Raw genomic sequence first — 8,974 nt, forward strand, 5'->3', positions numbered from 1 at the left:
AGGCATTTCATCCAACAAGTACAGCTACATCCGACCACTCTTTAGGCAATAACCTACAAGCCCAGTCGAATTGCCCGTAGCCCTGTTTCGCCCCTTGGGCGGGTGTTGAACACCGCACGAAAATTAACTAGACATGTTGTACGCCTTAACTAAATACTCCTTTCAACGGATTATGACCCCCACCATCCAGCAGGAGCCCGGATGCCTTCATGCCAAGACCCGATCACCGACCCCGGTGATTCGCACGCAAAGCCGTATGCATTTTGATGACCCCGTCCGGATATCACGGATCGCGCCGGGCATCGCGTGTGGCCGTCCCAACAAGTAACGAATGACAAAAAAAGAGCGGCGCCTGACAGGTCGACCGCCGTTTTATAGTGTGGAAACCGACAGTGATAGTCAGGCCCGGCACCCGTTGCCGAGCCCTTTGATACAGGAGTGCATCCATGCTGGTCTTGCGTCCAGTGCAGTTAACCGACCTGCCCCAATTGCAGCGACTGGCTCGCGAAAGCCTGGTGGGCGTTACGTCCTTGCCGGACGACAGCGAACGCCTGCGCGACAAGATTCTCGACTCCTGCACGTCGTTCGAACAAGACGTGCAGAGCCCCGGCCCGGAAAATTACTTCTTTGTGCTGGAGGACTCGACGACTCAAAAACTGGCGGGGTGCTCGGAAATACTCGCCACCGCCGGCTTCAGCGAACCGTTTTACAGCCTGCGCAACCGCCACTTCAACAGTGCCTCGCGGGAACTCAATATCGAGCATGGCGTACCCGCGCTGTCGTTGTGTCATGACCTCAGCGGCCACACCTTGCTGCGGGGCTTTCACATCGATGCCGCGCTGGAGGGCACAGCGTTTTCCGAACTGTTGTCACGGGCCAGGCTGCTGTTCATCGCGGCCCATGTCCGGCGGTTTTCCGATGCGGTGATTACCGAGATCGTCGGCTACAGCAGCGACGAAGGCCACTCGCCATTCTGGGACGCCGTGGGCAAGCATTTCTTCGACCTGCCCTACGTCGAGGCCGAACGGCTTTGCGGCCTGGAAAGCCGGACCTTTCTCGCCGAACTGATGCCGCAATACCCGATTTACGTGCCGATGCTGTCCCAGGCCGCGCAGGACTGCATCGGCCGCATCCACCCCGATGGCCAGGAAGCCTTCGATATCCTCGAGCGCGAGGGGTTCGAAACCAACAGTTATGTAGACCTGTTCGATGGCGGCCCGACGCTGTATGCACGCACCGCCGGGATCCGTTCCATCGCGCAAAGCCACACGGCGTCGGCAAAGCCCGGCTCAACCATCGATGCCCGCGGCCGATACCTGGTGAGCAACGATTCGCTGGAAAATTTCCGCGCTATCGTTGCTGATCTGGACGATGTTGCCGGGCAATCGGTGACCCTGGACGCCGGGATGTGTGCTGCGCTGAGGGTGAGCAACGGCAGCCCTGTCCGGCTGATCGCACTGTGAGCACCTCGTGGGCCCGTGCCCGATCACAACGCCTGAGCAGGCACGCAAAAGGAGTTGCTGCATGATTGTCCGCCCGGTTCAGGTCACTGACCTGCCTGCCTTGCTCACGCTGGTGCAACAGGCAGGCCGCGCGCTGACTAGCCTGTCGGCTGACGAAAACCGCCTCGCCCACCGTCTGCGCTGGGCCAAGAGAACATTCGCCGAACAGGTCGAACGGGCCGATGCCGATTACCTGTTCGTCCTTGAGGACGACGATCAGCAAGTGATCGGCGTCAGTGCCCTGACGGGAGCCGTTGGCCTGCGCGAACCCTGGTACAACTACCGGGTCGGGCTGACGGTCAGTTCATCAGCGGATCTGGGTATCCAGCGACACATTCCGACCCTGTTCCTGAACAACGAAATGACCGGTCAATCGGAACTCTGCTCATTGTTTCTGCACCCCGATCAACGTCTGGGCAATCACGGCCGATTGCTATCCCTGAGTCGCTTGTTGTTTGTAGCGGAGTTCCCGCACCTGTTTGGCGAAAAGCTCATCGCCGAACTGCGCGGCAGTGCCGATGAGCAGGGCTGTTCGCCCTTCTGGGACAGTGTGGGTCGGCATTTTTTCAAGATGGATTTCAGCCATGCCGATCATTTGTCGGGGCTGGGCAACAAGTCGTTCATCGCCGAACTGATGCCACGCCAACCGATTTACACTTGCCTGCTCACCGAACAGGCCCAGGCCGTCATCGGCAAGCCTCATCCGAACAGCGAGCCAGCCTTGAAAATCCTTGCCGCCGAGGGTTTTGCGCACAAGGGCTACATCGACATCTTCGATGCGGGTCCGGTCATCGAGGCACCTACCGCAGGCATCCGCACGGTGCGCGACAGTCAACTGCTGGAATTGGCCATTGGCACCCCGGACGACCAGGCGCCGACATGGCTGGTCTACAACCGCCGCCTGGAAAACTGCCGTATCACCGCAGTTCCGGCCCGACAGTCGGGTCGCAGCCTGATCGTCGATCGCCTCACGGCCAAACGCTTGCAGTTGCAGCCGGGTGATTCTGTTCGGGCCGTGCCGCTGCTCAACCAACAACAGCACGCCGTAGCGGCCTGACCATTCACGTCAGAATGCAGCACACAGTATCCCCACGATCAAAAGGCAGAAATAGCGCTAAATTCGTCATCATTCTCCACCTCCCTACGTGATAGCCTTTTACACTTTCGGCGTTGACACTTTTGCTCAAGCCCTTCCATTTCCATTGGTGGAACCCATATGTCCAGGCTGTCTCATCAAGATTTACGCCGCAATTTTCGTCAACTGTTCGCTTCCAACACCTGCTATCACACGGCATCGGTCTTCGATCCGATGTCGGCGCGCATCGCCGCCGACCTTGGGTTTGAGGTTGGGATCCTGGGTGGTTCGGTGGCCTCGTTGCAGGTGCTGGGCGCCCCTGACTTTGCCTTGATCACCCTCAGCGAATTCGCCGAGCAGGCCACCCGCATCGGCCGTGTCGCCCAATTGCCGGTCATTGCCGACGCCGACCACGGCTACGGCAATGCACTCAACGTGATGCGCACCATCGTCGAACTCGAACGTGCCGGCGTGGCCGCCCTGACCATCGAAGACACCTTGCTGCCGGCGCAATTCGGCCGCAAATCCACCGACCTGATCACCGTCGCCGAAGGCGTCGGCAAGATCCGCGCGGCACTGGAAGCACGCTGCGACTCGGAAATGGCCATCATCGCCCGCACCCATGCGGGGATTCTGCCGGTCCAGGAAATCATCAGCCGCACCAAGCAATATCAAGCCGCCGGCGCGGACGGGATTTGCATGGTGGGCGTGAAAGATTTCGACCATCTGGAACAGATCGCCGAGCACCTGAGCGTTCCGTTGATGCTGGTGACCTACGGTAATCCGCTACTGCGTGATGACCAACGCCTGGCCGAGCTGGGCGTGCGCGTCGTCATCGATGGCCATGGCGCCTACTTCGCCGCGATCAAGGCGACGTACGACAGCCTGCGCGAACAACGGCAGATCTTCACCCAGGCCGCGGACCTGAACGCGACAGAACTGACCCATACCTACACGCAGCCTGAGGAATACATTCGTTGGGCGGAGGAGTTCATGCACGTTAAGGAGTGATGGGCAGCCAGTAATCCTCTGTCGCCTGACACGACGCCATCGTCGGAACGCCGCCCGATGCAAGCTCGCTCCTACAGAGGACGGGTGGATCTGCAAGAAATTGGTCGGCTTGCAGACCGCCATCGCGGGCAAGCCCGCTCCCACAGGGGATTTGTGAAGACCAATCAAACCGAATCAAGCAGCTCATGCTCCGCTCGACCATCCCCACAACAGATAACCCGATTTCGACCACTGGTCTTGGCCTCATACAACGCCTGATCAGCATCGTTGAGCCACCGGGTGGCATCCGTGTGACTTGGGTCGAACGCCGCCAGCCCAATACTCAGGCTGACCTTCAGCGCTGGACTCTGCTCATAGCCCAAGGTAGCGAAGCGCTCCCGCAGGGCTTCCATGACAGCAGCGGCGCTGCCCAGGGGCAGGTTCGGCAGGATCACGCAGAACTCGTCGCCACCATAACGCCCGGCAACATCAGTGGCCCGCAGGTTCTGCCTGAGTATCTTGCTCAATTGCCGCAACACGATGTCACCGGCGACATGGCCGTACGTGTCGTTGATGCTTTTGAAATGGTCGATGTCGATCAAGGCAATCGCCCCGCCCTGAGGCTGGCGTTGGCAGCGCTGGAACTCGACTTCCAGTTGGTCCTTCCAGGCGCCGTGATTGAGCAGGCCGGTCAGGCTGTCGGTGCGGCTCAGGGCCAGTAACTCACGTTTCTGCCGGCCGAGGGTATGGGCCTGGCGAAAACAGATCAGGCCCAATGCCAACGGATAAAAACACATCAGGGGCAGGCAGGCGTACAGCTGCAGCTGGCTGGTTTCAGGAATGAACAGCGGCGTGAAGATGAGCCATCCGACACCGATGCCGAGAATCTGCGCGGCAGTACCCGCCAGCAGAAAACGCAAGCCACCGATGGCCACGTTATTCATTGCCATCATGGAAATGGTGGTAGCGCTGGGCAGTGGATTGAATTGCATGGCGGCAACCCAGAAGCCGCCCATAAAGGCATCCACCAGCAAATTACGGTGTTCGGCGTGATAAGGCCTGGCGGCTCGTCGCGCCCATTGATAGGCCAGGTGTGGCCAGAGCAAGCCGTTGAACAGCATCACGCCCCAGACCCAGGGCGCCGGATTCAGCGGGTACATCGCCGCACTCACGCACAGCAAACCCAGAACGAGGCCAAGGGCACGCGATGCGTAGAGCCTCCTGGCCAGTGAAAGTCCTTTTCCTCCCACGTTTCCCATTGGGACCTCTGCACCACAGAACGGAACCTGATTACACCGAAGGTTGCGAGGTGTGCTCGAAGTCTATCAGGGCAACGTTAAATAGCCATCACCGGCTGGCAGGCTGAATACCCTGACATAGACACAATACGCGGGCGCCATGATTGGCTATACATGAAGAACAGGTTGGACTCGTCACGACAAAAAAGGAGACCCATGCAGACCTTTCAAGTGCTGATCATCGGCAGCGGCTTTGGCGGCCAGTGTGCAGCGGTGAATTTGCTCAAGGCCGGCATCACTGACTTTCGCCTGTTGGAACGGCGGGACTTCTTCGGTGGCACCTGGTGCCAGAACACCTACCCCGGTGCAGCCGTCGACGTGCCCTCGCCGCTTTACTCATTGTCCTTCGCCCCTTACCGCTGGACGCAGATGTTCGCCGAACAAGCCGAACTGCATCGCTACACCGGCTACGTGGTGGAGCATTTCGGCCTGCGCGACCGGGTGGAACTCCAGGCCAATGTCGAGCGTGTCGAATGGGACGACATCGGCAAACGCTGGGCCGTGCACACCGCCGGCAAAGGCACGTTCCACGCACAATTCCTGATCAATGCCACAGGTCCTTTGAGCCAACCGGTAGTGCCGCACTTCGAAGGTCAGGAACGCTTTCAGGGCAAAACCTTTCACACCAACCATTGGGACCATTCCTACGATTACCGGAAAAAACGCGTAGCCATCGTCGGCAGTGGCGCCAGTGCGGCCCAGGTGATTCCGGCAATCGCCCCGGACGTCGCGCACCTGCATGTGTTCCAGCGCACGCCGCATTGGGTGTTGCCTCGGGCGGACCGCACGTTCGGCCGTTTCCAGCGTTGGTTGCTTGGGCTCAAACCGGCCTACAAGCTGCTGCGCTGGATGATCTACTGGCAATTCGAAACCCGGGTGATTGCCTTCAAATACTCGAAGCCGGCCGTGCGCATGGTCCAGCATCAGGCCCTGCGATTTCTCAAGCGCCAGGTGCCAGACGTCGAACTGCGGAAAAAGCTGACGCCGGATTACACCATCGGCTGCAAACGGGTAATCCTTTCCAGCACTCTGTACCCGGCGCTGGCCCGCAGTAACGTGACGCTGCACAGCCGTGAACAAGGGATCGCCGCGATCGACGAAACCGGCATCGTCATGCAGGACGGCCAGCATATCGATCTCGACCTGATCGTCTGGTCCACCGGTTATGACGCCACCGACGGGGTGATTTCCTACCCGGTCACCGGCAAAAACGGCACGCAATTGCGAAACGTCTGGGCCGAGTACCCTCGCGCCTACCTCGGCACCAGCCTGCCGGACTTTCCCAACCTGTTTATCGTCACCGGCCCGAACACCGGCATCGGCCACACGTCAGCGCTGTTTATCATCGAATCGCAGATGAACTACATCCTCGACTGCATTCGCACATTAAAAACACAAGGTTTGCGCAGTATCGAAGTTCGCCCCGAGGCAGAACGTACCTACACTGAAATGATCCATAGAGAAATGGAGCGCACGGTGTGGAAGTCCGGTGGCTGCCACAGTTGGTATCAAAGCAAGAGCGGTCATGTGATTGCCATGTTTCCGGGGTTCAGTTTCAGCTTCCACCGCTTGACCCGAGCCCTGAAACCCGCCGATCACATATTGTCCTGAGCCTTTAGAAGGAAGACATCCGATGCTTTTACTGGTTGTCGCTATCGCGGTTTTCGCGGCCTGGAGCTGGCTGAGCTACCCGGCCATCGGTTATTGGCTGTACAACTTGAGCACCGCCGCCGAGGCCAAGTTGTACAAGCTGCACAAGATTGTCGTGCCCATCAGCGAAATGACCGTCTCGACCTGGCAAGGCGGGCCGTACGAAGCATCCAGCAATGTCTTGATGCTGCACGGCTTCAGTGCCGACAAAAATATCTGGCTGCGTTTTGCCCGGTACTTTGTCAGCAACTACCGAGTGATCATCCCCGACATTGCCGGTCATGGCGAAACCGGCTTCAAGGCCGGTGGCGGCTACGACATCCCGCTGCAGGCCAAGCGCATGATTCAGTTACTTGACGTTTGTGGGGTCGAGAAGGTTCATGTGATCGGCAACTCGATGGGCGGCTACCTGGCGGCATGGCTGGCGGCCACGTATCCGGAGCGCATTGTCTCGGTCGCCCTGATCGATCCGGCCGGCGTCACCTCGCCCGAACCCAGTGACCTGGAGCGCCATTTGGCCAAGGGCCACAACCCGTTCCTGATTCACTCCCGTGAAGAATTCAAATACTTCTATGCCATGACCATGGCCGATCCACCGTGGGTGCCACGCGTGGTGCTGGACGCCATCGCCCACCGCTATGAACAATCGCGCGACGAACTGGAAGAAATCTTCAGCGATTTTCGCGCCAGCCCGCCGATGGAGCCAAAACTGCCGGAGATCACGGCGCCGGCGTTGCTGCTGTGGGGGCGCAAGGATCGCCTGATCGATGTCAGCAGCGTGGCCATCTGGAGCAAGGGCATCGCCGATCTGCGGGTGGAAATCTGGGAAGGCATCGGGCACATGCCAATGGTCGAGGCGCCAGCGGGTTCTGCACGCCTGTATCGGGAGTTTTTGGCATCGCTGCGCTCGGAAAGCCCTCAGGATCAACGACTGCACTAAACATGCAGTCCTTTGCAGAATGAAGTTCGTCCGAAACTTCGTTTGTCGGCGTCGCTGAAGGCTGCGATCTTTTCTCCCATCCTTCACGTCACCGCGCCAGGAATTTCGTTCATGAATCACCCGAGCTTCGTCAGCCCCGACCTGATCCGCCAACGCTTCTCCAAAGCGATGTCCGACATGTACCGCGAAGAAGTGCCGCTGTACGGCGCGCTGATGGAGCTGGTGGAACAGACCAACCGCCACGTGCTGGACAGCGATCCGCAAGTGGCCCGGCAGTTGAACAGCACCGGCGAAATCGAACGCCTGGACCTGGAGCGCCATGGCGCGATCCGGGTCGGGACGGCCACTGAACTGGCCACCCTCGCCCGCCTGTTCGCGGTGATGGGCATGCAACCCGTGGGTTATTACGACCTGACCCCGGCCGGCGTACCGGTGCACTCCACGGCATTTCGCGCCGTGCACGAAGCGGCGCTGCAAGTCAGCCCGTTCCGCGTCTTCACCTCGCTGTTGCGTCTGGAGCTGATCGAAGACATTGAATTGCGGGCGTTCGCCCAATCGGTGCTGGATAAACGTTCGATTTTCACCCCGACCGCGCTGACCCTCATCGATCGCGCCGAAAGCCAGGGCGGCCTTAGCGAACAAGAGGCAGAAGAGTTCGTCAAACAGGCGCTGGAAACTTTCCGCTGGCACCACAGCGCCACCGTCACCGCCGAGCAGTACCAGAAACTCAGCGCCCAGCATCGCCTGATTGCCGATGTGGTGGCGTTCAAAGGTCCGCACATCAATCACCTGACACCGCGCACCCTGGACATCGACATCGTCCAGGCGCAAATGCCGGCACACGGCATCACCCCCAAAGCGGTGATCGAAGGCCCGCCGCGTCGCCAGTGCCCGATCCTGCTGCGTCAGACCAGCTTCAAGGCGCTCGATGAACCGGTCGCCTTCACCGATCAGGCCAAAACCCAAGGCAGTCACAGCGCCCGCTTCGGCGAGATCGAACAACGCGGCGCGGCCCTTACGCCTAAAGGTCGAGCGCTGTATGACCGCTTGCTCAATGCTGCGCGGGACGAACTCAAGGACTTCCCCAACGAAGCCAACGCCGAGCGCTACAACGCTTTGATGACGCAGCACTTCAGCGAATTTCCTGACACCTATGAAGGCATGCGCCGACAGGAACTGGCGTACTTTCGCTACTTCGTGACGGAAAAAGGCCTGGCCGCCGCCGAGCTGAAAACCTTGCCTCTGGAAGACCTGGTCAGCGACGGTTATCTGCGGGTTGAACCGTTGGTGTACGAAGATTTCCTGCCGGTGAGCGCGGCAGGGATTTTTCAGTCAAACCTGGGGGACGCCGCGCAGACTCACTATGGTGTGCATTCCAATCAGCAGGCGTTCGAGAAAGCGTTGGGGCGTTCGACCATTGATGAATTGGGACTGTATGCGGAGACGCAACGGCGTTCGATCGAGCAGTGTTTTGCCGCACTGAGTAATTGACCGTTAAAAAAGATCGCAGCCTGCGGCA

At 59.5% G+C, this 8,974-nt stretch carries 7 protein-coding genes; 6 read left to right on the forward strand and 1 reads right to left on the reverse strand.

Annotation, left to right across the window (positions count from 1 at the left end):
- The first annotated feature begins 446 nt into the window (after positions 1-446).
- The 3 genes from ACW9JC_RS15170 (at position 447) to ACW9JC_RS15180 (ending at position 3,588) form a co-directional block, all read left to right on the forward strand.
- Positions 447-1,463 carry an arginine N-succinyltransferase gene (locus tag ACW9JC_RS15170; protein WP_457455768.1) on the forward strand — a complete coding sequence of 339 codons (1,017 nt, stop codon included), beginning with the start codon at positions 447-449 and terminating at the stop codon, positions 1,461-1,463.
- A 61-nt stretch (positions 1,464-1,524) separates the two neighbouring features.
- Positions 1,525-2,559 (forward strand): arginine N-succinyltransferase, encoded by a 1,035-nt coding sequence (gene astA, locus ACW9JC_RS15175; RefSeq protein ID WP_457455770.1) that lies wholly within the window; start codon positions 1,525-1,527, stop codon positions 2,557-2,559.
- Between the two features lie 159 nt (positions 2,560-2,718).
- Positions 2,719-3,588, forward strand: a complete 870-nt coding sequence (locus ACW9JC_RS15180; protein WP_338581683.1) for an isocitrate lyase/PEP mutase family protein — start codon at positions 2,719-2,721, stop codon at positions 3,586-3,588.
- A 164-nt stretch (positions 3,589-3,752) separates the two neighbouring features.
- Here ACW9JC_RS15180 and ACW9JC_RS15185 read toward each other — a convergent pair whose 3' ends face one another.
- Positions 3,753-4,826 carry a diguanylate cyclase gene (locus ACW9JC_RS15185; protein ID WP_457455772.1) on the reverse strand — a complete coding sequence of 358 codons (1,074 nt, stop codon included), beginning with the start codon at positions 4,824-4,826 and terminating at the stop codon, positions 3,753-3,755.
- A gap of 195 nt (positions 4,827-5,021) precedes the next feature.
- Here ACW9JC_RS15185 and ACW9JC_RS15190 point away from each other — a divergent pair, with 195 nt between their 5' ends.
- The 3 genes from ACW9JC_RS15190 (at position 5,022) to hglS (ending at position 8,946) form a co-directional block, all read left to right on the forward strand.
- Complete coding sequence (locus ACW9JC_RS15190) at positions 5,022-6,476, forward strand: flavin-containing monooxygenase (protein WP_457455774.1); 1,455 nt, start codon at positions 5,022-5,024, stop codon at positions 6,474-6,476.
- A 22-nt stretch (positions 6,477-6,498) separates the two neighbouring features.
- Positions 6,499-7,455 (forward strand): alpha/beta fold hydrolase, encoded by a 957-nt coding sequence (locus ACW9JC_RS15195; protein ID WP_457455776.1) that lies wholly within the window; start codon positions 6,499-6,501, stop codon positions 7,453-7,455.
- A gap of 111 nt (positions 7,456-7,566) precedes the next feature.
- Positions 7,567-8,946 (forward strand): 2-oxoadipate dioxygenase/decarboxylase HglS, encoded by a 1,380-nt coding sequence (gene hglS / locus ACW9JC_RS15200; RefSeq protein WP_457455778.1) that lies wholly within the window; start codon positions 7,567-7,569, stop codon positions 8,944-8,946.
- Positions 8,947-8,974: the final 28 nt, after the last annotated feature.

Source organism: Pseudomonas sp. SDO5591_S426 (assembly GCF_054070755.1).

What these genes read in the sequence shown, in the direction of transcription:
- ACW9JC_RS15170 (WP_457455768.1), top strand. Translation starts at nt 447, where the DNA reads ATGCTGGTCTTGCGTCCAGTGCAGTTAACCGACCTGCCCCAATTGCAG.
- astA (WP_457455770.1), top strand. Translation starts at nt 1,525, where the DNA reads ATGATTGTCCGCCCGGTTCAGGTCACTGACCTGCCTGCCTTGCTCACG.
- ACW9JC_RS15180 (WP_338581683.1), top strand. Translation starts at nt 2,719, where the DNA reads ATGTCCAGGCTGTCTCATCAAGATTTACGCCGCAATTTTCGTCAACTG.
- ACW9JC_RS15185 (WP_457455772.1), bottom strand. Translation starts at nt 4,826, where the DNA reads ATGGGAAACGTGGGAGGAAAAGGACTTTCACTGGCCAGGAGGCTCTAC.
- ACW9JC_RS15190 (WP_457455774.1), top strand. Translation starts at nt 5,022, where the DNA reads ATGCAGACCTTTCAAGTGCTGATCATCGGCAGCGGCTTTGGCGGCCAG.
- ACW9JC_RS15195 (WP_457455776.1), top strand. Translation starts at nt 6,499, where the DNA reads ATGCTTTTACTGGTTGTCGCTATCGCGGTTTTCGCGGCCTGGAGCTGG.
- hglS (WP_457455778.1), top strand. Translation starts at nt 7,567, where the DNA reads ATGAATCACCCGAGCTTCGTCAGCCCCGACCTGATCCGCCAACGCTTC.